Below are 25,787 nucleotides of genomic sequence, written 5' to 3'. Positions count from 1 at the left end.
CTGCTGTTCGCGGTTGGGTAGATTACCGCCTGCGCGGTAATGACGGTCGGGACTTCGCGGAAATGACGGGCGTGGGTGTTGGCTGCAATATTTCCGAAAAGCTGTTGCAAAGTTAACGTCTAGCGCGATTCACTTCGGCTTTCATCAACTCAAAGTAGGTGCGCTCAAATTCAGGAATTTTGTCGATGGACTTATCGCCCTTTAGGTAGCGTTGTACATAGTGTTCAAAATCCACACCCACGATATGCGCCGCTTCCCAGGCTTTGCGCACACAGCTAGGGGACACGCCATAATCCGCCGCCACCGAGCCGATAAGCTCGAATGGAATGGTGTTGCGAATTTCATCATCGCGCAGAATGCGAATGCTCTTAGCGTCGTAGCTCATGCTTATCCTGAGAATTAAAAAGGCCCAACGCTAGGTTGGGCCTCAAATCACTTACTTAACGCGCATACCCGGCTGAGCGCCTTCGTGCGGTTCGAGGATCCACAAATCCTTACCACCAGGGCCTGCGGCTAGAACCATGCCTTCTGAAACACCAAAGCGCATTTTACGCGGGGCAAGGTTCGCTACCATCACAGTTAGCTTACCTTCCAGATCTTCTGGAGAGTAGGCCGACTTGATACCAGCAAACACTTGCTTGGTTTCGCCGCCAAGGTCTAGCTCCAAGCGCAACAGCTTGTTGGCTTCTTTTACGTGCTCGGCTTTGGCGATGCGGGCAATGCGAAGGTCAATTTTGGCAAAATCGTCGAACTGGATTTCATCCGCAATCGGGTCGTCAGCCAAAGGACCTTTAGCTGCTTCTTCCTCGGCTTCGGCCGGTGCAACAACGCTGGCTTCCAAGTTTTCTTTCGATTGTTCAACCATGGCTTCAACGTGCTTTGGATCGATGCGTTGCATCAGAGCCTTAAACGGGTTGATGGCTTTACCAAACAAACGAGCGTCCAAGTCTTTCCAGGTCAGCTCGACGTCAAGGAAATCTTCCACGTCCTTGGCAAGGGTAGGAAGTACTGGCTTCAAGTAGGTCACTAGTACCTTGAAGATGCTAAGCGCTAGAGTACAAACCTGGTGGGCTTGCTCTAAAGTGGCGTCGTCTTTGGCCAGTTTCCATGGGGCTTGCTCAGCGATATAAGCATTGGCCATATCCGCCAGTGCCATCACTTCGCGCATGGCTTTAGAGAATTCGCGCTGCTCGTACAAGTCAGCGATAACCGCTTGCTTGTCGATGCAGTGTTGCAAAATGTGCTCGTCTTCGACTTTGTCGGCCAACTTGCCGTCAAAGCGCTTGGTGATAAAGCCCGCGGTACGAGAAGCGATGTTAACCAGCTTACCGATAAGATCAGAATTCACGCGCTGAACAAAGTCTTCTAGGTCCAAGTCCAAGTCGTTGATGCGCGAGTTCAGCTTGGCCGCGTAGTAATAACGCAGGTACTCAGGCTGAAGGTTGTCTAGGTAGGTGCGAGCCTTGATGAAGGTGCCCTTAGACTTGGACATCTTGGCGCCGTTCACTGTTACATAGCCGTGGGCAAATACCGCGTTAGGCTTGCGGAAACCCGCGCCTTCAAGCATTGCTGGCCAGAACAAACTGTGGAAGTAGACGATGTCTTTACCGATGAAGTGATACACCTCAGCGTCTGAGTCTTTGCCCCAGAAATCATCGAAGTTCAGGTCGTCGCGACGGTCGCACAAGTTCTTAAACGAACCCATGTAACCGATTGGCGCGTCTAGCCATACGTAAAAGTACTTGCCAGGGGCGCCTGGAATTTCAAAGCCAAAGTACGGGCTGTCGCGAGTGATGTCCCACTGCTGCAGACCTTGCTCAAACCATTCGTTGAGCTTGTTGGCCATCTCTTCTTGCAAAGAGCCCGAGTGGGTCCAAGCTTTTAGCATGTCTTCAAAGGCCGGCAAATCAAAGAAGAAGTGCTCGGTTTCTTTCATCACAGGAGTTGCGCCAGATACCGCTGATTTCGGGTTAATCAGTTCGGTTGGCGAGTAGGTGGCACCACAGTTATCGCAGTTGTCGCCGTACTGGTCTTCGCTCTTACACTTAGGGCAGGTGCCCTTAACGAAGCGATCCGGCAGGAACATTTCTTTTTCAGGGTCAAACAACTGAGCAATGGTCTTGGTTTTGATGTGACCATTTTCTTTGAGCTTTAGGTAAATCTCAGACGAGTAGGCGCGGTTCTCTTCTGAGTGAGTACTGTGATAGTTATCAAAGCCAACACCGAAGTCAGCAAAGTCCGCCTGGTGCTCTTTGTTCACCTGAGCAATCATTTCTTCTGGCGTAATTCCCAGCTGCTGTGCTTTGAGCATGATTGGCGTGCCGTGGGCATCGTCGGCGCAGATGTAATGGCACTCGTGACCACGCAGCTTTTGAAAACGCGACCAAATGTCGGTCTGAATGTATTCCAGCATGTGCCCCAAATGGATTGGACCATTGGCGTAAGGCAGGGCGCTAGTGACTAAGATTTTTCTGGATGCTTGAGTCATGGTGTGTCGACAAACTCTGGAGTTGAAATGAAATGTTCAATAGATCGCCAAATACTAACTCAAGCAGCGGCGCTTTGCATCCGGCAAAGGTGCAAATGACGCTTTTGTATGCGTTTTTAAGGGCGAGTCAGAAAATTTATCTGTACAATAAGGAAAAATTCGCCAACGAGAGAGCTCCCGGTGTCACAACAACAAGATTTCCAACTCGCCCCAGAATTACTCGCGCCCGTACTGGCTGTACTGAATCAACAACAAGACCCCTACCTAGAACAGGGTCTTGTGGACGCCGGCATCGTAGTGAAACTCGGCCTTGAAGGTAAGCAGCTGCAGCTGGGTCTGTGCTATCCCTACACTTGTGTGAGCACCTATCGCGACCGCGTCATGTCGATCACCAAAGCGCTTGTAGTGATAGATGCCATTGACGAAGTGTCCTGCGAGATTGATTTCCAACCGCCAAAGGCCCAGTTCAACGATAAAGCCAGCAAAATCGACAATATCAAGCACGTGATTGCAGTGTCTTCCGGTAAAGGTGGCGTGGGTAAATCCACCACTGCGGTTAACTTTGCCCTGGCGCTAGCTGCTGAAGGTGCCAAAGTCGGTATTTTGGATGCGGACATCTACGGCCCATCAGTGCCAATCATGTTAGGCGTGCAAGACTTCCGCCCGACTTCTGCTGACGGCAAAACCATGTCGGCGGCGTATGCCCACGGGATTACAGCTCAATCCATTGGCTTTATGATTCAAGACGAGCAAGCGGCGGTGTGGCGCGGTCCTATGGCCGCCGGTGCTTTAGGCCAGCTTATCAAAGAAACCGAGTGGCCTGAGTTGGACTACTTGGTAGTAGACATGCCACCGGGCACAGGTGATATTCAGTTGAGTCTGAGCCAGCACGTGCCGGTTTCGGGCGCTGTGGTCGTCACCACGCCTCAAGACATTGCCACTGCTGATGCTAAGAAGGGCATCACCATGTTCAACAAAACCAACATTCCTGTGTTGGGTATTGTCGAAAACATGAGTTTCTACTTGTGCCCTGAGTGTGGCAACAAAGACCATATCTTCGGTGAAGACGGCGGTCTGAATATCGCCAAGCGCTACAAGGTGCCGCTATTGGGCCGTTTGCCGTTAAATACTCAAATTCGCAATGAAGTGGATAACGGCAACCCTACCTTGGTAGCGGACCCAGATGGCGATGTGAGCGCGCTGTACAAAGCGATCGCCCGCCAAGCCAGTGCCGAGTTGGTAAAACTGGGCAGTAACGCCACTTTATCAATCGAAATTACCGAAGAGTAGGCACTGAGTATGTCACAAGAGCGCATTATTATTGCCGTAGCCGGCGCTTCCGCCTCGGGTAAGAGCCTGTTGGCCAATACCATCTACAAAGAGCTGCTAAGGGATCTGGATACGGACCAGATCGCGGTGATCAACGAAGACTGCTACTACAAGGACCAGTCGCATCTGACCATGGATGAGCGGGTGAAAACCAACTATGACCACCCGAGTGCCATGGACCACGACTTGTTGGCAGAGCATTTAAGTGCTTTGCAACAAGGCGAGGCGGTAGACATTCCAAGCTATAGCTACTCGGAGCACACCCGAACCGACGAGGTTCGTCATCTAACCCCTAAGAAGGTGATCATTCTCGAGGGCATTTTGTTGCTGACTAACCCGAAACTGCGGGAGCTTATCCAGGCCTCTGTGTTTATGGATACACCGCTGGATATTTGTCTGTTGCGCCGTCTAAAACGCGACATTCAAGAGCGCGGGCGCACCATGGAGTCAGTGATCAAGCAATACAAGAAAACGGTTCGCCCTATGTTTATGCAATTTATTGATCCCTCAAAACAATACGCTGATATTATCGTGCCTCGGGGTGGTAAAAACCGTATCGCCATTGATATGCTGAAATCCCGCATTAAGCACTTGTTAGACTAAAAACGTTTCCAGACTAAAAACACAAGACAGAGAAGTTCCGATGCGCTTAACCGATACCGAAATCGAGGAATGCTTGGCCAATGGCACCCTGACCATTGAGCCACCACCGGCGGCTGATGCCATTAACGGTGTAAGTTGTGACGTTAAACTGGGCAACCAGTTTCGCGTGTTCCAAGACCACACTGCCGCTTTTATCGACCTAAGTGGCCCGCGCGCCGAAGTGCAAAAAGCGCTGGATAGTGTCATGAGCGACGAGATTGAAATCGCCGATGGTGAGGCTTTTTTCTTGCACCCAGGACAGCTGGCGTTAGCCGTGACTTATGAGTCGGTGACGCTACCTGCGGATATCGTTGGTTGGCTTGATGGCCGTTCATCCCTAGCTCGCTTGGGTCTTATGGTTCACGTAACCGCTCATCGAATCGATCCCGGCTGGTCTGGCAAAATTGTGTTGGAGTTCTACAACTCGGGCAAATTGCCACTGGCTCTTCGTCCAGGCATGTCTATTGGCGCTTTGAACTTCGAACGATTGAATCGTCCTTGCGCACGTCCTTACAACCAACGCGACAACGCCAAGTACAAGAACCAGCAGTCAGCGGTTGCAAGCCGAATCAGTCAGGACGACTAAGTGAGCAAAGCAAGGGCGTGGGTCAACGGCGAGGCGGCGAGTGTATCGCCACTGGATCGCGGCTTGGCCTACGGCGACGGGGTATTTACCACAGTACGCGCCGCCAACGGACGTTTGTGCTGGTGGCCAGCGCATCAAGCGCGCTTGTGCGACGCCAGTTTGCGCTTAGGCCTGTTTGCCGATCGCCACGCCTTCGATGCTTGGTTTGCCCCTCACGGACGTTTTATTAAACGCCAATTACCCTCTGCTGCTGAGCCTGTGGTGATCAAAGTGATCATCACCCGTGGTGAAGGCGGGCGTGGTTATGCGCCGCCAAATCCTTGCGAGCCTCAATGCATTGTCTCCCTTCACGACTACCCGGACTATCAAAGCTGGAAGGCAAATGGCCTTGAGCTGGGTATCCACTCAACGCCCTTAGGACAACAGCCGATTACTGCAGGCATCAAACATTTAAATCGCCTCGAGCAAGTCTTGCTGCGCCAAGCCTGGTACGGTGACGAGCCTGAGTTCATGACACGTGATACTCAAGGTAATATCGTCGGCGCCGCTAGCGGCAATTTGGCGTTTATAAAAAAAGACACTTTGTATTTGCCACCTGTGAATCAGGCGGGGATCGCCGGTGTCATGCGTTATCAATTAATGCGCGCGGCGATTGCTTGTAAGCTCAATATTGACGTTAGCCCCATCAATCCTAGCCAACTCTCCGACATGTCGGCCGCGCTCTACACCAACGCATTGGCGTCGGTGATTGGGGTAAACCGCATCGGCCCGTATCAATTCGACAGTCTTTCATGGGCTGAACGCCTACGCGAGGAGATCAATAAACTCGAGGCGCAACCCCATGCTTAAGTGGTTACGCTGGGTTCTACTTGGCATCACCTTAGCCGTGGTGGCTGCGGGCTATGCCCTTTGGCAGGTACAACAAAGTTTTGCTAAACCCTTGGCGATTGAGCAAACCACTGAGTTTGAAGTAGCGGCGGGGCAGTCGGGTTACCAAGTTCTAAACACTCTCGGTCGAAATGGCTGGTACAAAGCGGACGGCTTGCTAGCGGATTACTCCAGTCAGATACTGTTAAAGCTGCATCCAGAATTGGCGCGCATCAAAACCGGTTGGTACGAGTTAACCCCAGGGCAAAGTCTGTTAGATGTGATGCGCCTGCTGGTGGACGGTAAGCAAAAGCAGTTTTCAGTCACTTTGGTTGAAGGCGGTAATCTGCGCGAATGGTTGGCACAATTACGCGAAACGGTTGGTATCACTGCCGAGGTCGAATCACCACAAGCGCTGGCTAAGGCCTTGGGCATTGAGCAGGACAACCCAGAGGGCTGGTTCTTCCCGTCTACCTATCAGTTCACTAAAGGCTACTCGGATCTCAGATTGTTTAAGCGAGCACACAAAACTCTGCAAGCTCACCTAGAGCGAGTGTGGAGTGAGCGCGATCCTGAGCTGCCGCTTAAAAGTCCTTACGAACTGCTGATTTTGGCCTCAATCATCGAAAAAGAGACGGCGCTGGATTCCGAGCGAGACTGGGTCGCCGCGGTTTTCGTTAACCGACTCAACAAAGGCATGCGCTTGCAAACCGATCCTACCGTGATTTACGGATTGGGCGAGCGCTATCAAGGGGACATCACTCGAGCCCACCTACATGAGAAGACCGCTTACAACACCTATCGCATCGATGGCCTGCCACCAACACCGATTTCCAGTGTGAGTTTGGCGTCGCTAGAAGCAGCCGCACATCCTGCTGACGTCGATTATTTGTATTTTGTCGCCAACAACAAGGGCGGCCACACCTTTTCTAAGAATTTAGCGGACCACAACAAGGCGGTCCGAGAGTATTTGAGAACCCGAAAGTGAAAGCACAGTTCATCGTCATCGAAGGCCTAGAAGGCGCCGGCAAATCCACCGCAATCGCTACCGTAAAAGCGGTACTTGAGTCCCATGGCATTACCGATGTCATCACCACTCGCGAGCCTGGTGGTACACCTGTGGCGGAGCGCATTCGCGCTATCACCAAAGAAGAAGTGGATGGCGATCCGCTCAGCGATACCGCCGAGTGTTTGTTGATGTACGCTGCTCGTGCGCAACTGGTAGATAATCTTATCAAGCCCGCGTTAGCCAAAGGCACTTGGGTTATCGGTGATCGCCACGACCTTAGCTCCCGCGCCTATCAAGGTGGCGGCCGAAAGTTGGGCAAACTGGTGGATGATATTAGTGATGTGACTTTGCAAGGCTTTAAGCCGGACTTGACCCTGTATATGGACATTGACCCAGCGCAAGGGTTAGCCCGTGCCGCGGGCCGCGGTGAGCTAGACCGAATTGAGCGCCAGGCGTTGGACTTCTTTGAGCGCACTCGTGAAGCCTACTTGCGACTAGCGGCTGCGGATGACAGCATAGTGACCATAGATGCAGGACGCGAGCTTGAAGTGGTAACCGCACAAATTCGCGACAGCTTAAACGCCCACTTAGGAGCATAGAGCCCATGCAACAACCTTTGGCGCCCTGGTTAGAGCCAACGCTCAACAAATTGCTCGCGCAAGCCCATGAAGGCCAACTGGCCCATGCTTTGTTGCTGCCTCTGTCAAAGGAGCAGGGCGCTGAGGTGCTGTTAAATCGGTTGTTGCAAGGTCTGTTGTGCTTAAACGGTAACGCGTGTGGCCAGTGTAAGAGTTGCCACTTGTTAGCAGCGGGCACCCACCCGGATGCCTACTCAATCAAAGCCGATGGCAACCAAATCAAGGTTGACCAAATTCGCGAGCTTACCAGTGCTCTGTCAAAAACCGCCCAACAAGGTGGCGCTCGAGTAGCGATTATCTGGCAAGCGGAACAGCTCAATCACGCGGCGGCCAATGCGCTCCTTAAAACCTTGGAAGAGCCAGCGGCCAACTGTTTTATTGTGTTGGCCTCTGCCAAAGCGGGATTGCTACCCGCCACCATTCGCAGCCGTTGCCAGAATGTGGCGCTGACGCAAGTCAGCAAAGCCCAAAGCCGCGACTGGTTGCAAAACCAAGGTGTCGATTGGAATACTGTGGGTTGGACCTATGACGTGCTCGGTGGCCCATACGCTATGTTGCAACAGCAAGGACAAGAGCGCTTAGAGCAACTGCAAAGCGCCCGTAAAGAGTGGTCAAATGCGCTGGCCAAAGGGCAGGTCTCCGCCACTCTGTGCCAGTACACTCAAGACCAGCCCGCCGACAGCCTGCACGTGTTGCATTGGTTGATATCGAAAAAGATGGGTTCTATCCTCGCTAGTCAGCGCGCATTCGCCAATCGTTTGTCGGCACTGATCAGCGAAATATCTCAGGTACGCCAACAGCTTGCTCATATGCCAAGTGTGAATTATGTGGCATTATGTACCAGACTCGTTTTAGACTATCAGCAAGCGGCGAAGCAATAAAGCCAGCATTCGAGAGACTTTTTAAGAGAGATTTATGGCAGAACTATTGGCAAATTTTGAAACGGTGGAACACTTATACCGTGCTTATATGCCGTTCATTTCTCCCGCTGGTCTGTTTATTACTACTCGCGAGTCCTACCAAATGGAGCAAAAGGTGAGCATTGCTTACCGTCTGCCTGGCTCCGCCACTACCCATGAGTTCCAAGGCACTGTGTGCTGGATTAATCCCCTCGGTGCTCAAGGTGGTCGACCCCAAGGAATTGGTGTTCGCATCGATAGCGATGTGGAACTGCACAAGAGCCAAATCGAGAATCTACTGGCCGCCAAGCTGAGCTCTGGCGAGTTGACCTCTACCATTTAACTGGTATCCTCGCACTTTCATTTTTTAGCCTTTACGAGGACGAGCATGTTCGTCGACTCTCATTGTCACCTAAATCGCCTTAAGAATGCCCCGGATCGCGACTCAGTCGCCAAGCTACTCGAGGGCGCCCGTTCCCGAGGTGTAAACCACTTTTTGTGCGTTAGTGTGTGCCAAAGCGAATTTGAGTCGATGAAGGACATGGTCGCCGGACTTGAGGGCGTATCGCTGTCGGCTGGAGTTCACCCATTAGATGTGGACGATGGGCTAGACATTGAACTGCTTCGGCAACAAGCCAGTGCGGCAAATGTGGTGGCCATTGGTGAGACAGGGCTTGATTACTACTACTCCAAAGATTCCAAAGACACTCAACAAGAGTATTTCACTGCCCAAATCGGTTTGGCGGTGGAGTTAGACAAGCCTGTCATTGTGCACACCCGCGATGCCCGTGAAGACACGATTCAGCTGTTGAAGGACGGTGGTGTCGAGCAGTGCGGTGGTGTGTTGCACTGCTTTACCGAGAACTGGGAAATGGCCAAAGCGGCGCTAGATTTGGGTATGTACATCTCTATGTCTGGCATTGTTAGCTTTAAAAACGCCAAAGAATTACAGGCAGTGGCCAAACAAATCCCATTAGATCGATTGTTAATTGAGACGGATTCGCCGTATTTGGCGCCAGTGCCACATCGCGGCAAAGAAAACCAACCGGCGTTTGTTGCCGATTTGGCCCAATTCCTTGCGGATCTTCGCGGTGAGCGCCTTGAAGCGCTGGCTCAGCAAACCACGGCTAACTACTTTAATCTCTTCAAACTCGCAGCAAACTAAAGCGTCCCAATTCAAACGTGGAAGCGGAAATCGATTTCTGGGGGGCTAGAAAAAAAATGGCCCAGAACGAGTCCGGTGTTCTGGGCTAGGGGAATGGCTCGCTGAGGAGCCGTGCGCTAATGAAAGAGTCTAGTATAAGATTCTGCGAATGCTAGAAAATTCAGCAAAAAATATCGCAAAAAACTTAATTGCTAATTCGATCGCGCACCAATTCCCTTGGTAGATTGTTTTTGAGGCGCTTTGCTACGGGTTTAGCGAGGCCCAAAACCTGGTCTTCAAACACCACAATACACTCACCTGGCGGCAGAGTTGTGTCGATTGGAACATCTCTTCCCATTAAGTAGGTTTTAGCACCCTCGGCGTTCACCTGAGCACTCAGTTCGTTCGGTTTTGCCAAGGCCATAACCGCGTCGTGATGAGTTTTAAATCCTTTTTTCAGTTGATCCGCTAGGCGAATTCCAATCCGACCGAAGCGCACTTTACCTATTAGTGGTTCAAAGGCTTCGGGGAACAGCCAAAATTCTTGCTCGCGGATGTAGATGACCCCTTGCCCAGCTAAATCGATACCAAACTGTTGGCTAAAGTACTGACTAATTAGCTGTACCTGCTTTCGGGAAGCCGGTTTAAACGGGAGCTTTCCGATAGGGCGGGTCGTTTCATCACTCTCAGGCACTGAAGCGGTTTTGCGAATGCGCGCCACAAAGAAACCTTCGCTATCAAAGATCTGCGGCCAAATGTGCAAAAAGCCCTCTGGGGTTAGCGCTTTTTCGCAGCCTTCAAATAGTCCGCTAAGGGAAACGAATTCCACTGCTTCGCCAAAGGTGTCCTTGAGGTAGGCGCACACCTCTTGGTTTTCCTGATGATTCAAGGTGCAGGTGGAGTACACCATTTCACCGCCCACTTTAAGGGCGCGAAACGCCGATAGCATCAGTCCTTTTTGCACCTGGGCGATAGCGTCAATATGCGCTTGTCCCCAATTGTCCAGCGCTGATTTGTCCTTGCGGATGGTGCCTTCTCCGCCACAGGGTGCATCCAGTTGAATGGCGTCAAAGCACTCGTACATGTAGTGTCCGAACACATGACCGTCGAAGTTGGTCAGCACTGTGTTCTTGATGCCTAGCCGCTGCAGGTTTCCATACAGACCTTTGATGCGACTGGCAGAGTACTCATTGGCGACCAGCACCCCTTGATTGTTCATCAGGGCCGCGATTTGGGTGGTCTTCGAGCCGGGTGCCGAAGCCACATCCAATAAGCGCTCAACCTCAGGTAAATCTTTAAAGAGGGCGCTGGGTGGCATCATGGAGCTGGCTTCTTGAATGTAAAACAAGCCACTTAAGTGCTCAGGTAAATTCGCAATCGACTGGGTTTGGTCCTCACCGCTGAGCCAAAAGCCGCAATCGCACCAGGGCACAGGAGCCAGTTGCCATCCCCGTTCAGACATTCTCTCGATAAAATCATCGACACTGATTTTCAAGGTGTTAACTCGAATGGCCTTGCGCAAAGGGCGCTGACAGTAATCCACGAACTCGTCCATGGATAAGTGCTCGGGCATTATGGTTTCTATGTGCGCTAGAAAGTGCGGATTTAACGGAGCGGTGGTCACGCGGGAGACTCGCTGAAAATTAAAGTGGGCAAAGTTTATCATAGCGAGTCCACACAGTAACCACGGCGCGCTGGGATTGCGCCAAACGATTGGTTACACTCGCAATTAATGGTGGGTGTCTGTGTTAGGTCGATGCCCAATAAAACAATAACAGGGAAGATGTGTGCTTAATCGAATTTGGTTTGGGCTGTTTGCGATAGCGGCAATAAGCATTGTGATCCAGCTGGGATTAGGTAATACCCAAGTGGTGCCGGATGTGGTGGCCGCGTGTTTCTCTATGGCCAAGTTAAGCGCTGAAATCGCGCTGGGGCTTGTTGGTGTGCTTACTCTGTGGCTGGGCCTTATGCGCTTGGGCGAGGCGTCGGGTATGGTGGCACTGCTGGCAAGGGTGCTTGAACCTCTATTGAGCCGCCTAATGCCAGAGGTGCCCAAAGGACACAAAGCCTACGGCAGTATCACTATGAACCTAACTGCCAACGCGCTTGGGTTGGATAACGCCGCGACCCCTTTAGGGCTTAAGGCCATGCAGGACCTACAAAGCCTAAACCCGAGCCCTAGCTCCGCGAGTAACGCGCAAATCCTGTTTTTGGTCCTTAATACTTCGGCGGTGACCATACTGCCGGTCACCATTTTTTTGTATCGCGCGCAACAAGGCGCGGAAGACCCCGCCGCGGTGTTTTTACCGATTCTGCTGAGTACCTTTTGCTCCACTTTGGTGGGCTTGGCCTGCGTGGCCTGGGTGCAGCGTTTGAATCTGATGCAAGCGGTGATCATGGGCTATTTGGCCTTTGGTGTGGCGACCATGGCGGCGTTTGTCATGTACTTGGCCACCTTAACCGTGGATGAGCTCAACCACTTCTCAGCCTTGACCGGCAATGGACTGTTACTGTCTTTGGTGTTTGCTTTTGTGCTGGTCGCCGGTGCGCGCAAACTGCCGATTTACGATCTCTTTTTAGAAGGCGCTAAGCAGGGCTTTGACCAGGCGATTAAGCTGATCCCTTATTTGGTGGCCATGTTACTGGCGATAGGGGTGTTTCGCGCCTCAGGGGCGCTTGATGGTCTGTTGAGCGCCTTGGTGTGGGTGCTCAATCCCACCGGTTGGGATTTGCGTTTTATCGATGCGCTGCCAACCGGATTGATGAAACCCTTTAGTGGTTCAGGTGCACGCGCCTTGATGCTCGAAACCATGCAACACTATGGAGTGGATTCGTTTGCGGGGCGACTGGCAGCGATTTTCCAAGGTTCAACCGAAACCACTTTTTATGTCTTGGCGGTGTACTTTGGCGCTGTGGGTATTCGCAACGGTCGCCATGCGGTTGCCTGTGGACTGGCCGCTGATGCGGCAGGGATCTTGGCGGCCATTGCGACCGCCTATTGGTTTTACGGCTAAATTAAAACTAATGCCTAGGGCTGAGACTAATTCTCAGACAAGGGGCTCAGCTCAGGCTTCCAGTTCAACCACTCGCTTTGGACGCGCTCGCGCAATCGCAATTGGTCGCCATCGCTAAGTTGGTTGTCGATTTGATTTGACTCCCGAGTAGCAACCCCAATTCCGCCTGCCAAAATGGTGTCGAGCGAGCCGGCCTCAAGTTTGGCACCCGAAAACAGCCCCAACTCAAACACTACTCCAGACAAGTTCCAGAATCGGCTGGTTTTATTCACTAAGTGAGTAAACTCAGGTTGAATGTTCACCAGAATATTTAGGCCATTGGCTTGGTCGTTGAGTTGATAGTGACTCACGGCACCAATCGCAATGCCGCGATATACGATGGGAGTTCCTACTTTGACCGAGCCCAAACTTTGGTGACTCAGGTATATGTTGAGTCCAGGTAAGTAATGGCTTGAAACTGGCGCGTTGCCCAGCCCGAAGAACTCTTTGGTCGCAGGGCCCTCACCAGGAATGGCACCAATGTAGCTTCCAGTAATCAAAGTGGCTAGGTTCTCAACCCCGCCTAAACCGATTTCTGCGCTTACCGGGTAGAAACGGGTACCTTGAGTAAAGAATTGCTCGGCATACTGGCCTTGAATGTCCACGCTGACAAACTGACTTTGCAGATCTGGACTCAGTTCTATGTTGGCGATTTTGCCAATTTCAAAGCCTTGGTATTTAACCGGATTACCCAGCTTAAATTCGTGGTCGACGTCAAAGCGAATGCGGGCACTTTGCATTTGGGCCATGGCACTGGCTTGGTCAGAGTACAAATGCTTGTCAGCACTGTCAGGATTTTCGCTAAGGTGACCTAAAGTCACACCGCCATGGAGTAGGGTAGTAACTGGCGCTACATCCACTTGGATACCATCGAGGCCGGCCTCTACCGATACTGCACTGTGGCGCCAGAACACGGTTGCAGGCGTGAGTAAGTTGGCGTAGGTCGGCTCAATTGCCAGGGTGACGTCAAAGCGATCGGCTTTGGCATTCCACTCAACTCGTTCAACTTCACCGACTGGCATAGAGCGATAGTCGACGCTGGAGCCGGGGGCGAGGTCGGCCGCGTTGGCCGAGGTCAATTCGATGCGGCGATAATTGGCGCGCTTAACTGTTTGCGCTGCATGAGTTTGGTTGCGAAATACGGGGAAGCCTGATTTTGTATCCAGTTTCAACTCTTTGTCGATAATCAGCTCAAGCTCGCCAGATAAAGCCTGAGTGACGTCTCCAGTGCTTACTTCAACACCGGCTAAGCTTGCGTCGACTTGTAACAGCGACTTCTCCAAGAACAAGCTGCTAGGGCCAATAAGGCGCTTGAACTCAGGATAAATCTCGGCGGCGATTTCCACTTGCGACAGGTCATCGGCAAGATTTACTTTAGTAACCTCGCCAATTGGGAAGGCTTTGTAGCTAATTTTGGCGCCGGCGCTTACGCCAGGATTTTGTTCAGCGTACAGACGCAAAGCGATGTTTTTATTGTCTTGCTCAGGTGCCGCGTCGGCTAACTTGAAGTCAAGGGATTCAAGCGGTTGAGTACCAGGTAAAAGTTCAATGGCTTCGCCTGTGATCAAGCGCTCTGGGTGTTTAATGCCGTCGAGGCTGAACTCGGCCCCTTGTCGCCAAAATTGACTGTCTTGCTTAATCAACTCCCAATAGCCTTGGAAAATCTCGGCAGTGGCAACCACATCGTCATCGGTCAACTCGACTTGAGTGACTTCTCCTATGCTGATTTGACGATACAGAATCTGCGAGCCAGCTTTAATGCCTTGAGCTTGAGAGAAGCGTATCTCACCACTAATTAGGCTCTCTTGCTCGCTCTCAAACAGGCGGTAGCGCTTTGGCAGCGCTGGCAGGTACAAATCGGAGTCTGTGGGTGAAGAGAAGGCGATGCCGCCCGCCAGTATGGTACTCAAGCTTTCAGTTTTTACCTCAATGCCACCCAAGTCGGCTTTGGCACTCACTCCAGAGACATTCCAAAAACGCGAATCTTGGCGCACTAAGTGGGTGTACTTAAGCTCGATAAAACCGGTAATCACCACGTCGCGCTTGGAGGTCAAGGTATAGTTGACCACACGTCCTACGGGCACCTGCTGGAACACTATGGGCGAGCCGATATTAATCGAGCCTAAGCGGTCAGTTTGCAGGCGAACATAGATGCCGTTGTCGCTTGGCAGCAGAGCCGGTGCTTCTGGGAGCGCTTTAAAAAAGCTTTCCGAACTGCCTTCGCCCGGCAGCATAGAAATGTAGTTACCTGAAAAGAGGGCGTCCAGACCTTCTACCCCAGTAATCGATGCCTTTGGAGCGACCAGCCAAAACTCTGTACCTTCGTTAAGTAGGTCGTCGACCCTGTGGTCCATGACGACATCCACATTAACGCCGGACTCTTCGGCCAAACTGATATCTACCACTTTGCCTACAGTGAGACCTTGGTATTTGACCAGAGTCTTGTTGACTTCCATGCCGTCAGCAGAAGGGAACTGAATGCGGATCTGGTGCCCGGCTTCTTTATAGCTTTTGAACCCGAGGTAACCTGCGAGGATCAGAGCGAGAATTGGCAATAGCCAAACAGGGGAGATCAGTTTCTTCTTTTGCACTTGGGGAGTGTCAGTTTGAATCATTCTTATTTTCCATGCGATCCCATAACAAACGCGTATCCAACGACTTGGCAGCCAACTGCGTAAACAAAATTACTGCTGCAAAGGCCGTGGCTGCTGGTGCTGGTTTAGCGTCCAGTAATTGCCCCATATTGACGATGGCTACCATGATGGAAATAACAAATAAGTCCAACATAGACCAACGTCCTATCCATTCGATGACTCTAAATGCGGCTGCTAACTGTTTGGTAGATAAAGGTAATTTAAGCTGTATCGCTAAGAGTACTACAAAAATCCCAAAAATTTTAAGCCAAGGCACCAATATACTGGCGATGAACACGATAATCGCGATGGGGATCATATCCGATTGGACCAGTGACATAATCCCAGTAAAAATGGTGTCGTAAGTGACTTTGCCCTGGTTAGTCAGCTGAGTAATGGGGAAAAAATTAGCTGGAAACAACAGGATAAAGGCCGTGATCAAAAACGCCCAACTGGCTTGTAAACTGCCGGGTTTGCGGTAGTACAAAGGAGTTTTGCAGCGATAGCAGTGGCTGTGGTCACCGTGATTGGTGGCGCGACACAGCACACAGAGTTTTAGGCTTTGGCTTTGCCCGTTAGCCGCATTGCTCATGGTAACGCCTCCAAAACAGTTCTGGGTTGTACTCCCTTTGCGCATAAAACAAGAAGACAAAAAGGGCGACAAAACTATAGGTACCAACCCCGTAATAGACGTCGGAGAAATCCGTCAGCTTGAATACGGACACAAAGAAACTGATTAAGTAGATCTCAAGCATGGTGAATTGAGTTAGCGCCCCATGTGTTCGCAATAAATTTAACAACAGGGATTTTCGCCACGGCGACAGCGGCCTTTTGGTACTGATCAATAACACCTGAGTTATCAATGACAGTATTAGCAGCCCAGGCGCAACCACCGCGCATATCAAAACTGAAACCCCGACCAACCAGTAACCTAGGTCGATTACGCTAAGCGCACCTTGAGTAACGGTCGCCTCGCGAATACTTCCGAAGAAGTGCACTTCGAGCAAAGGTAAAAAGTTGGCGGGGAAGAACATGACCAAAGAGGCTAGCGATAGCGCCAGCAAGGCGTGCATCGGACAGTCTGAATTATCGAGAACTCGAGTCTTACAGCGAGGACAATAGGCCCTTTGTTCTGAACTCAAAGTAGGGACAGTCAGTACCTTGTCGCAACTGCGGCACAAGAGCACTTGCTCATTAGCTAGAGTGTTGGATTGCTTGATGTTATCCGACATTGGAACCGTTTATTTGAAAACGCCACGACAGTTTCATGTTTTGTGGAAAACATTGTTGCACAGATGGTGAGGTTTATGCCAGTCTATACTGTATAAATTAACAGTGGAGAATTACCATGGCGGTTGAAGCCCGGTTTGTCGTTATTCGAGACGGAGTAGAAAAAATGACCTTTACGTCCAAGAAGGAAGCCGATGCCTACGACAAGATGTTAGATATTGCCGATAATTTGGTTCCGTTTCTGCAGGCTGGTGAAATAATCGACGATAGCGATGCCATCGAGCGTTTGGCCTTTTATTTGGCCCAAGAAAAAGATAGCTTAAGCCGTCTATTGAAAGGGGGAAGCGCTAAGCCGGCCCCAAAAAAGTCAAAGACTGACGCGGCGACCGTAACAGAACTCAAGCCAGCGTCCAATCAATAACCACAGGATTTAGCGACAATGGCGCAGTACAACACCGATTACGAACTTCTGTTGCAACAAGTAACGGGACTCACCTATGGCGAAACCGATTGGGTGGCCAATATGGCCAACGTATCGGCGGCCATCTTTAATCAGGTTGAAGGTCTTAACTGGGTTGGGTTTTATCGAGTCGTTGACGGTGAGTTGGTACTGGGGCCATTTCAAGGGCAAGTCGCTTGCATTCGAATCCCGTTTGACAAGGGGGTTTGCGGAGCGGCTGCTCGTACCGGCGAAATCCAACGCATTGACGATGTGCACCAGTTTGAAGGGCACATTGCCTGCGATGCGGCCTCCAATTCGGAAATTGTGCTCCCAATCAAGGTTGATGGCGAAGTCGTGGCGGTCCTCGACATCGATAGTCCAGAATTTAGTCGATTTAGCCAAGCCGATCAGGATGGATTGGCGCCAATTGCGCAACTTTTGTCGCAGTTAGCCAATCAATCTGCCGCTAATTAAACAAAAGCATTGGCACTTGGTGGGAGTCGCGGCATATAATGCCAGCATCAATTACTCTATCTAGACCATGAAAGAATTCATCTCAATTCAAAGCTATTTGGTGTCACCTCTCGATATTGGTGATTGGGATGGCGAGGAAGATCTTGCCGCCGATATCTTAAACCGCATATATCATACGGTTTATGCCCGCGCCGATGAGGATATAGACACTGGCTTGTTGGAAGAGTTGTTAGAAGCTGTTTGGAGCTACTGGCAACACAACCCCGGGTTGACTGAGTTAGACGAAGACGAAGTAGACGCCTTTGTCGACTGGCTGTATAGCCAGGTTGAAAGCTAGTGGTCTGGGCTTAAGCTTTAATTTCTTATTTGGAAGTCATAATGGAACAAACCGAAAAGTTAACTGACGTTAACCAGGTTATCGAGTATTTAGCTCAACAATTCCCTCAATGTTTTACCGCGACTGGTGAAACAAAACCGCTAAAAATCGGTCTTTTTCAAGAACTGGCCGAGCGTTTAGCCGAAGATCCTAAAGTCTCTAAGACTCAGTTGCGTGTCGCGATCCGTCGTTACACCAACTCTTGGCGCTATCTAAAAAGCATCAAAGCTGGCGTTGAGCGTGTTGATTTGGACGGCAACCCATGTGGTGTGTTGGAAGAAGAGCACGTTGAGCACGCAGCGAAGGCGCTGGAAGAAAGCCAAGCCAAAGCCAAAGCCATGCGCGCTGAAAAAGCCGCAGAGGCTCGCAAAAACAGCAAACGCAACGCTCGTGCGCAAATGCCAAAAGGCCGTAAACCTGCTAAGAGTGCCGACAAGCCAGCTCGCAAACCTCGCGAGGTTGAGCAAGAAGGGACTCCAGTACAAAGTCTTGCTGAATTGAAACCTCAGCAAAAAGTTAAGGTCAAACTTGGTAAGTCGGCGGTTTCTGGTCAAGTATTAGAAATAGTCAAACAAGAAGTTAACGTTCAACTAGACAGCGGTTTGACCGTCAAGGTGCGTTTAGAGCATATTCAAGTCTAGTGAACTGTGTCACCGGGAGTTTGTTTAATGCGTAAAAATACGGTTGCCATCGCCGTAGGCGTGGTATTTAGCTGTGTAACAGCCTTATCCGCACAAGCGGTCGAGCCTACCTTGTCAGCGGATGACCTAGAACTGTTGCAGCAAGAACCGCAGCACAAAGTCGCCAGTAAGCGTGTCGCCGGTAAATTGTCCCGCGAACACTATGAACGCTTTAGCATAGATAACGAATTCTCCGAGCAGGTGCTAGACCGCTACCTCAAGCTGTTGGATTACAACCGCGCTTTCTTGACCCAAGGGGACATAGCGGCGTTCACCAAGCACAAGCACGAGTTCGACGAAATGATTAAGTCGGGTGAGTTGCAGACTGCGTACGAAATCTACAACACCATTAGCAAACGCCGTTTCGAGCGTTTTAGCTATGCTTTGTCGCTACTCGACAAAGAGATGGACTTTGAGCAGAAGGGTGACACCTACTACTACGATCGCAGCGAAGCGCCGTGGGCTAAGGACGAAGCTGAGCTCAACGAAATATGGCGTCAACGGGTCAAGTACGATGCGTTGAATCTTAAACTTACTGGTAAAGAGTGGCCCGAAATCAGCGAAATGCTGGCTAAGCGCTACAACAACGCTATTAAGCGCTTGTCGCAAACCAACAGCGAAGATGTGTTCCAAACCGTAATGAATGCGGTGGCGCGAACCATTGAACCTCACACCTCCTATCTATCGCCGCGCAACGCCGACCGTTTCAAGCAGGACATGAATCTGTCCCTTGAAGGCATAGGTGCTGTGCTGATGATTAAAGACGACTACACCACTATTCGCAGCTTAGTAAGCGGCGGCCCTGCGGCCAAGAGCGAAAAGCTGTCGCCGGATGATCGCATTATTGCGGTTGGCCAAAAAGGCGAAGAGTTGGTGGATGTTATCGGCTGGCGTCTCGACGACGTGGTGGATTTAATCAAGGGTCCGAAGGGTTCAGAAGTGGTGTTGCAGGTGCTACCGAAAAAAGGTGGTGCTAACGCCAAAGCTGTTGACGTGACCTTGGTTCGTGACAAAATTCGCCTTGAAGATCGCGCCGTTAAAGGCAAGGTCATCGAAGCCAAAGAGGGCACCTTCAAAGGTCAGAAAGTTGGGGTTATCGAAATCCCGAGTTTCTACATGAACGTGTCTCAAGACGTGGCTGCCAAACTCGCCGAGTTTGAAGACCAAGACATCAAGGGCGTCATCGTCGATCTACGCACCAATGGTGGTGGCGCGCTAACTGAAGCCACAGCGCTAACTGGACTCTTCATTGAGCGCGGTCCTGTGGTACAGATTCGCGACGCCAGCGGACGCATCAGCCAAAACGAAGATCGCGACGGCAAACTAGCCTATGATGGCCCGCTTGTTGTCATGGTTGACCGCTACAGCGCCTCGGCATCAGAGATTTTCGCCGCCGCCTTGCAAGACTATGGTCGCGCGTTAGTGGTTGGCGAAACCACCTTTGGTAAAGGCACTGTGCAACAGCACACCAGCCTAGGCCGCATGTACGACATGTACGAGAAGCCAGTAGGCAATCTGCAGTACACCATTGCCAAGTTCTACCGCATTAACGGCGGCAGTACTCAGATTAAGGGTGTGACACCGGACATCGCATTCCCAACCGCCTATGAAGCGGGTGAGCATGGTGAAGCGGATGAAGACAACCCGTTGCCATGGGATAAGATTGCCAAGGTCAACTATCGCTACCAAGGTTGGATCACGCCGCAATTGGTGGAGTCACTCGATGCCAATTACCAAGAGCGTGTGGTGAAAGACCCTGAATACGTGTATGTGATGGAAGACATTCAGGAATACAAGGCTCGTCATGAAGACAAGTCGATTTCTCTGGTAGAGTCTGAGCGACTAGCCGAACGCGACGCCGACGACAAAAAGGCACTAACTCGCGCCAATGCCCGTTTGAAAAATGAAGGCAAAGAGGCAGTAGAAAGCCTAGACGACTTACCGGATGATCTGGAGAGTCCAGACTTATTCCTAGACCAGACTGTGGCCATCACTTTGGACATGAGCCAGTCGAATCTTTACGTTAAAAAATAAGTGAAATAACGCCTAAAGCCAGTCTTATGACTGGCTTTTTTGTTGGCTGAAAAAAACAGAAGCGAAGAGAAGCACAATGACAGATATGCAAGCGCGCCATCTAAAAGACTATCGTGCCCCAGACTACACCATTAGCGACGTTCACCTGACGTTTGAACTTGACCCAGAGCGCACGCGAGTCACCGCGCGTTCGACCGTTAGCCGCCTAAACTCTGAAGCGACTCAATTAACCCTTGATGGCGATGAGCTAAAACTCTTGTCGGTATCGATAGATGGCAAGCCTTGCAACGATTATCAAACCACTGACTCAGGCCTGGAGCTGCCGCTACCTGTCGACAGTGCCGAGCTTGAAATCGTGACTGAAATCAACCCTAAGGCCAATTCAAAGCTAGAGGGCTTATATCTATCAGACGGTGCTTATTGCACACAGTGCGAAGCCGAGGGTTTTCGCCGAATCACCTATTTTCTAGACCGGCCGGATGTGCTGGCTCGCTATCAAGTGCGTGTCGAAGCACCGCTTAGCGACTTTCCCTATCTGTTGAGTAACGGCAACTTGATTGCACAAGGTAGCTTGGACGGTGACAAACACTATGCCGAGTGGCAAGACCCGTTTCCAAAGCCGAGCTATTTGTTTGCGCTAGTAGCCGGTGACTTTGATTGCCTCAACGACAGCTTTACCACTCGTAGTGGCCGTGAAGTGGCGTTGCAAGTGTTTGTCGACAAGGGCAACCTCAACAAAGCGGATCACGCTATGGCTTCGCTAAAGCACTCGATGAAGTGGGACGAAGAACGCTTTGATCTCGAATATGACCTGGACATCTATATGATTGTCGCTGTCGACTTTTTCAATATGGGCGCGATGGAGAACAAAGGGCTAAACCTGTTCAACACCAAGTATGTGTTGGCGGATAAAGCCTCAGCTACCGATACGGATTTTCACGGCATTGAGTCAGTTATCGGCCACGAGTATTTTCACAACTGGACAGGCAACCGCGTCACTTGCCGCGATTGGTTTCAGTTGAGCTTAAAAGAGGGTCTCACCGTATTCCGCGACCAGGAGTTTAGCTCTGACCTAGGCTCGCGCACCGTTAATCGCATCGATGCGGTTAAAGCCATCCGCAACGCGCAATTTGCCGAAGATGCAGGTCCTATGGCCCATCCGATTCGTCCTGAATCCGTAATCGAGATGAACAATTTCTACACGGTTACCGTGTACAACAAGGGTGCGGAAGTGATTCGTATGATGCACACCTTGTTGGGTGAGAGTGGCTTCCAAGCAGGGATGAAGCTCTACTTTGAACGCTACGATGGGCAGGCGGTGACCTGTGACGACTTTGTGGCGGCCATGGAAGACGCATCCGGCGTGGATTTAACCCAGTTCCGCCGTTGGTACTCGCAAGCCGGTACTCCAACGGTAGCGGTAAGCCACAGTTATGATGCTAAGTCGCAGCGTTTTGAGTTAACTTTGTCTCAATCAACGCCAGACACCGCCGACGGTTCGGCCAAACTGCCTTTCCACATTCCTTTTGATATCGAGCTTCTGGATGGTAATGGCAAGGCCATCGAATTGCGAGACGAGCAGGGCGCACAAATCAATAGCGTTTTGAACCTTTGCGAAAGCGAGCAAACCTTTGTGTTCAGCCAAGTACCCTGTGAACCAGTGGTTTCCATGTTGCGCGAGTTCTCAGCTCCTGTGAAGTTGGATTACCAGTTCTCTGAAGCGCAGTTAACCCACCTGATTCGCTTCGCCAGTAATGAATTCAGTCGCTGGGATGCGGCGCAAGCGCTGGCAACCAAATTGATTCTTGAAAATGTTGCTCGACTTCAAGGTGGCGAAGCGTGTCAGCCACCAAAGGATCTAATTAGCGCTTTTGAGGGCTTACTTGGGCAAACCAATGCAGATTTAGCGTTCGTCGCCGAGTGCATCGCCACGCCTGAGTTTGCCGCACTAGTTGACGCCAGTGGTAAGGCAGACGTGGACGCCTTACTGGAAGCTCGAGCCTATCATCGTGAACAAATTGGCGCACAGATCCAGCAGGTATTAGCCGATACCTATGCAAATCTAGCGAACGAGCAATCGCCTACACCAGCGAGTCGAGCCCTCAAGAATCAGTGCTTGAGTTATCTAGCTGCCGCAGGCGTGCCCAAAGCTAAAGCATTGTGTCAGTCGCAGTTTGATTCAGCGGATAATATGACTGACAGCTTGGCGGCATTGGCCGCCGTAGCGCTGTACAAGGTGCCAGGTGCTGATGAGATGCTAAAGCAGTTTGAACAAAAGTGGGTCAAAGTACCTTTGGTGATGGATAAGTGGTTCGCCTTGCAGGGCAGTCGCAACGACGAAGATGTGCTTGAGCGCATGGAATACCTGTGCAGCCACCAAGCCTTTAGTATGAGCAATCCCAATCGGGTTTACTCCTTGATTGGCAGCTTTGCCAACCGCAATCCTGCTAACTTCCACAAGGCAGACGGTAGTGGTTATCGCTTTTTAACCGAGCGGTTAATCGAGTTGAACTCACTTAATCCGCAAGTAGCGTCACGCCTTATCACGCCTCTGATTCAATTTCAGCGCTTTGATGTCAAGCGACAGGAGCTGATGAAAGGGGAGTTGTCACGACTGTTGGCCATGCCAGATTTGGCCAAAGACCTTTATGAGAAGGTGAGTAAAGCACTCGACGCTTAGCCCCATGCAAACCGAGTTTTACATCAATCTAAGCTATCAACAAATGCTGCCCTACTATCAGGGCAGCCTGCAGCATGTCGAAGTACGCGACCGTTTGGGCCGGGTACTTCACATTCACGCCAGACACTTCAGAAGCTATTTCTCCCCAAGCGGTATTCAGGGCTTATTTCGTATACAACTCAGTGAAAACGGTGAGTTTTTAAGCCTGCAGCGCATTTCCAGTTAGAGCATTTACTTAAAACGCCTGCTGATTTTTGCAACACATCTGGTTGCACATCAAAAATTATTTAAAGCCCACAATTACAGGCGCTTAGTGCCTAAAGATGGTAACTGGTCTAATCAGTTTTTGGTTTTTCAAATGCGTTTGGGGCCTCTTTTTTCCTATTTATTGCTAACCCCCTCTATTTAAAGTCAATTTAGTTCTGTTCATGCTTGCTCTAAGCGGCCTATTCTTGTAACAATGATGTTAGCTGCGGGCTATGTATTTGTTAGCCTAATGAAAACAATAATGCGCAGGTTAGGGAGACAACCAATCATGAAACACAGAGCAGCGGGTTTTACCAAATCAGCTCTGGCGTTAAGCGTATCGGCCGCGATGGGCTTAACTCTATGTGCACCGGTCCAAGCGGTCACCTTTAATTGGGGAGACGTGGAGGGCAGTTTTGACTCTACATGGACGCTGGGCGCTAGTTGGCGGACAGAAAAACGCGACTGGGACAACTTAATCGGTAAGTCCAATCAGCCGCAGTTCGACTGGACCGGCTACAGTGCTTTTAATAACCCTTTGTACGGCTCGTCTGAGATCTGGGCACAACCCGGTTCCTACTCAACCAACGGTGACTTAAGTAACCTGCTGTATAGCCAAGGCGATACCACTTCAGAGGTCTTCAAAGGTGTGCACGAACTGGAGTTGGTCTACAACAACTTCGGTGTGTTTGCCCGTGGCATGTATTTCTACGACAAGAAGTTAAACGACGCCAAGTTCGACTACGGCAATCCTGTCACAGGCGAGAGGTTTGACCCTTGTGCTGACAAGCAGGCCAAAGAAGTGCAGTGTCAGGACGTGCGCTTACTGGATGCCTACGTATTTGCCGATTGGGACTTTAACGACGGTTACAACCCTGTATCGGTTCGTTTGGGTCGCCAAGTAATCTCTTGGGGTGAAAGCACTCTGATTCCACACGGTATCGGTGTGATTAACCCTGTGGATCTAAACATTCTGAATCAACCGGGTGCTGAACTTAAGGAAGCATTCCGCCCACAAGGTATGTTCTGGACCTCGATTGGAATTACCGAAAAGCTGTCGCTTGAAGGTTTCTATCAGTACGAGTGGGAACCGATTTGGGTGCCTGCGCCGGGTTCATTCCTATCAACTAACGATTTCGCCGGTTATGGTGGTTACGTTAACAACGCTCAGCTCGGTTTCACCGCAAACCCAGATTTGACCTTGAATTTCATCATCAGTGAGATGGAAAAAATTGGTGCAGCAGCTCTGTCTGGTCAAGTATCGGCCGCAGATTTGGGCAATATGATGTTGGCTTACTCCACCAAAGCCACCTTGATTCAAGATCAATCCAAAGCGCGTAATGATGGCCAGTACGGTTTGAAATTGGCTTACTACGCACCGCAATTAGCTGATACCGAGTTTGGTTTGTACTTCATGAACTATCACTCTCGCCGTCCGCTGATTTCGGGTACCGTATCAGACTTCAGAGCAGAGGCTATCAGTGCCGACATCGGCGCGCTGGCGGCCAACGCGGGCAGTATTGACCGCGATGTGATGCTTAGCCTAAATACCTTCTCCAAAGCTCAAATTGTCTATCCAGAAGACATCAAACTGTACGGATTTAGCTTCAACACCAACATTGGTAACACCTCGGTTGCCGGTGAAATTGCTCACCGCCAAGATGAGCCTTTGCAAATTGATGACGTTGAGTTGTTGTTTGCCGCCATGCCACAACAGTTGGCCAATGCCGGTTTGCGACCTGACCTAGACGGTATCTCACAAATGGATGTGATCAACCCTGGTGAATACGCTGAGGGCTTTATCCGTCGTGATACCACGCAAGCTCAGGTGACTTTCACTCATTTGTTTGGTCCTACCATTGGCTCCGACAACTTCACCTTCCTTGCCGAAGTGGGTGGTGTGTGGATCCACGATATGCCAGGTTTTGACGAGTTGCGCCTAAACGGCCCTGGTACTGCACGAAGCGGCGGCAACCCTGATATGCCGGGTATTATTCAAGCGCTGCACAATGGTCCTGAAACCAACCCATTCCCAACTGACAGCGCTTGGGGCTATCGTTTGGTGGGTAAAATGGACTTTAACAACGCCTTTGCCGGTATTAACGTAGCGCCTCGAGTGATCTGGTCGCACGATGTTAAGGGTATAACACCAGACCCAATGTTCCTGTTTACTGAAGGCACGAAAAAAGTTTCAGCGGGCATTAACTTTGACTTCCAAAGCAAGTGGGGCTTTGACGTAAGCTACAACGGTTTCATGGGTGGCGTGGGAACGACCAACCAGCTTAAAGACCGCGATTACGTTTCAGTTAGCCTCAAGTACTCAATTTAAGGCAGGGC

Annotated in this window: 24 protein-coding genes; 18 read left to right on the top strand and 6 right to left on the bottom strand. The window is 50.8% G+C overall.

Annotation, left to right across the window (positions count from 1 at the left end):
- Positions 1–112 precede the first annotated feature (112 nt).
- Both CLC93_RS17070 and metG read right to left on the bottom strand, forming a co-directional pair.
- Positions 113–385, bottom strand: a complete 273-nt coding sequence (locus CLC93_RS17070; protein WP_095507207.1) for a hypothetical protein — start codon at positions 383–385, stop codon at positions 113–115.
- Between the two features lie 51 nt (positions 386–436).
- A complete protein-coding gene (metG, locus tag CLC93_RS17065; protein WP_095507206.1) occupies positions 437–2,488 on the bottom strand; it encodes a methionine--tRNA ligase in 2,052 nt (683 codons plus the stop codon).
- A 180-nt stretch (positions 2,489–2,668) separates the two neighbouring features.
- Between metG and apbC the strand changes: the two genes are divergently transcribed.
- The 9 genes from apbC to CLC93_RS17020 are packed head-to-tail and all read left to right on the top strand — an operon-like array spanning position 2,669 to position 9,623.
- The gene (apbC, locus tag CLC93_RS17060) at positions 2,669–3,778 is read left to right on the top strand and encodes an iron-sulfur cluster carrier protein ApbC (protein WP_095507205.1); all 1,110 of its coding nucleotides are present in this window, start codon (positions 2,669–2,671) and stop codon (positions 3,776–3,778) included.
- A 9-nt stretch (positions 3,779–3,787) separates the two neighbouring features.
- Positions 3,788–4,420 (top strand): uridine kinase, encoded by a 633-nt coding sequence (gene udk, locus CLC93_RS17055; protein ID WP_095507204.1) that lies wholly within the window; start codon positions 3,788–3,790, stop codon positions 4,418–4,420.
- 40 nt (positions 4,421–4,460) lie between these two features.
- Entirely contained in the window at positions 4,461–5,045 is a 585-nt protein-coding gene (gene dcd, locus CLC93_RS17050) for a dCTP deaminase (RefSeq protein ID WP_095507203.1), read from the top strand.
- Entirely contained in the window at positions 5,046–5,894 is an 849-nt protein-coding gene (gene pabC / locus CLC93_RS17045; RefSeq protein WP_095507202.1) for an aminodeoxychorismate lyase, read from the top strand.
- A complete protein-coding gene (mltG, locus tag CLC93_RS17040; RefSeq protein WP_095507201.1) occupies positions 5,887–6,900 on the top strand; it encodes an endolytic transglycosylase MltG in 1,014 nt (337 codons plus the stop codon). The genes pabC and mltG overlap by 8 nt, the downstream gene beginning before the upstream one ends.
- Positions 6,897–7,520 (top strand): dTMP kinase, encoded by a 624-nt coding sequence (gene tmk / locus CLC93_RS17035; RefSeq protein ID WP_095507200.1) that lies wholly within the window; start codon positions 6,897–6,899, stop codon positions 7,518–7,520. The genes mltG and tmk overlap by 4 nt, the downstream gene beginning before the upstream one ends.
- Before the next feature lie 5 nt (positions 7,521–7,525).
- The gene (locus tag CLC93_RS17030; protein WP_095507199.1) at positions 7,526–8,440 is read left to right on the top strand and encodes a DNA polymerase III subunit delta'; all 915 of its coding nucleotides are present in this window, start codon (positions 7,526–7,528) and stop codon (positions 8,438–8,440) included.
- 34 nt (positions 8,441–8,474) lie between these two features.
- Positions 8,475–8,801, top strand: a complete 327-nt coding sequence (locus tag CLC93_RS17025; protein WP_095507198.1) for a PilZ domain-containing protein — start codon at positions 8,475–8,477, stop codon at positions 8,799–8,801.
- 45 nt (positions 8,802–8,846) lie between these two features.
- A complete protein-coding gene (locus CLC93_RS17020; protein WP_095507197.1) occupies positions 8,847–9,623 on the top strand; it encodes a TatD family hydrolase in 777 nt (258 codons plus the stop codon).
- Positions 9,624–9,807: 184 nt separating this feature from the next.
- Here CLC93_RS17020 and rsmF read toward each other — a convergent pair whose 3' ends face one another.
- On the bottom strand, positions 9,808–11,268 hold the full coding sequence (gene rsmF / locus CLC93_RS17015) for a 16S rRNA (cytosine(1407)-C(5))-methyltransferase RsmF (protein WP_095507196.1): 1,461 nt from the start codon (positions 11,266–11,268) through the stop codon (positions 9,808–9,810).
- A gap of 121 nt (positions 11,269–11,389) precedes the next feature.
- On the opposite strand from rsmF, the gene CLC93_RS17010 reads away from it, so the two are divergent.
- Complete coding sequence (locus CLC93_RS17010) at positions 11,390–12,616, top strand: nucleoside recognition domain-containing protein (RefSeq protein ID WP_095507195.1); 1,227 nt, start codon at positions 11,390–11,392, stop codon at positions 12,614–12,616.
- Positions 12,617–12,642: 26 nt separating this feature from the next.
- Here CLC93_RS17010 and CLC93_RS17005 read toward each other — a convergent pair whose 3' ends face one another.
- Genes CLC93_RS17005 through CLC93_RS16995 form a run of 3 tightly spaced genes read right to left on the bottom strand, consistent with a single transcriptional unit; the run spans position 12,643 to position 16,520 of the window.
- Positions 12,643–15,270, bottom strand: a complete 2,628-nt coding sequence (locus CLC93_RS17005) for a PqiB family protein (protein ID WP_095507194.1) — start codon at positions 15,268–15,270, stop codon at positions 12,643–12,645.
- Positions 15,257–15,880, bottom strand: coding sequence for a paraquat-inducible protein A (locus tag CLC93_RS17000; protein WP_095507193.1), 624 nt, complete (start codon positions 15,878–15,880; stop codon positions 15,257–15,259). Before CLC93_RS17000 ends, CLC93_RS17005 begins: the two co-directional genes overlap by 14 nt.
- On the bottom strand, positions 15,864–16,520 hold the full coding sequence (locus tag CLC93_RS16995; protein ID WP_095507192.1) for a paraquat-inducible protein A: 657 nt from the start codon (positions 16,518–16,520) through the stop codon (positions 15,864–15,866). Before CLC93_RS16995 ends, CLC93_RS17000 begins: the two co-directional genes overlap by 17 nt.
- A 116-nt stretch (positions 16,521–16,636) precedes the next feature.
- Between CLC93_RS16995 and CLC93_RS16990 the strand changes: the two genes are divergently transcribed.
- The 8 genes from CLC93_RS16990 to CLC93_RS16955 all read left to right on the top strand — a co-directional run bounded on the left by CLC93_RS16990 (position 16,637) and on the right by CLC93_RS16955 (position 25,779).
- Complete coding sequence (locus CLC93_RS16990; protein ID WP_095507191.1) at positions 16,637–16,939, top strand: YebG family protein; 303 nt, start codon at positions 16,637–16,639, stop codon at positions 16,937–16,939.
- Positions 16,940–16,957: 18 nt separating this feature from the next.
- A complete protein-coding gene (locus CLC93_RS16985; RefSeq protein ID WP_095507190.1) occupies positions 16,958–17,434 on the top strand; it encodes a GAF domain-containing protein in 477 nt (158 codons plus the stop codon).
- 67 nt (positions 17,435–17,501) lie between these two features.
- The gene (locus tag CLC93_RS16980) at positions 17,502–17,771 is read left to right on the top strand and encodes a hypothetical protein (RefSeq protein WP_095507189.1); all 270 of its coding nucleotides are present in this window, start codon (positions 17,502–17,504) and stop codon (positions 17,769–17,771) included.
- A gap of 41 nt (positions 17,772–17,812) precedes the next feature.
- The gene (gene proQ, locus CLC93_RS16975) at positions 17,813–18,451 is read left to right on the top strand and encodes an RNA chaperone ProQ (protein ID WP_095507188.1); all 639 of its coding nucleotides are present in this window, start codon (positions 17,813–17,815) and stop codon (positions 18,449–18,451) included.
- Between the two features lie 27 nt (positions 18,452–18,478).
- Positions 18,479–20,524 (top strand): carboxy terminal-processing peptidase, encoded by a 2,046-nt coding sequence (prc, locus tag CLC93_RS16970; protein ID WP_095507187.1) that lies wholly within the window; start codon positions 18,479–18,481, stop codon positions 20,522–20,524.
- Positions 20,525–20,600: 76 nt separating this feature from the next.
- Positions 20,601–23,204: an aminopeptidase N gene (gene pepN / locus CLC93_RS16965; RefSeq protein WP_095507186.1), complete on the top strand. Its 2,604-nt coding sequence runs from the start codon at positions 20,601–20,603 to the stop codon at positions 23,202–23,204.
- A gap of 4 nt (positions 23,205–23,208) precedes the next feature.
- Positions 23,209–23,430 carry a DUF2835 family protein gene (locus CLC93_RS16960; RefSeq protein ID WP_095507185.1) on the top strand — a complete coding sequence of 74 codons (222 nt, stop codon included), beginning with the start codon at positions 23,209–23,211 and terminating at the stop codon, positions 23,428–23,430.
- A gap of 309 nt (positions 23,431–23,739) precedes the next feature.
- The gene (locus CLC93_RS16955; RefSeq protein WP_095507184.1) at positions 23,740–25,779 is read left to right on the top strand and encodes a DUF1302 domain-containing protein; all 2,040 of its coding nucleotides are present in this window, start codon (positions 23,740–23,742) and stop codon (positions 25,777–25,779) included.
- The last annotated feature ends 8 nt before the right edge of the window (positions 25,780–25,787 follow it).

It is taken from the genome of Paraferrimonas sedimenticola, from assembly GCF_002282855.1.
Taxonomy (GTDB): Bacteria; Pseudomonadota; Gammaproteobacteria; order Enterobacterales; family Shewanellaceae; genus Paraferrimonas; species Paraferrimonas sedimenticola.
This window is presented reverse-complemented; position numbering and strand designations above follow the sequence as displayed.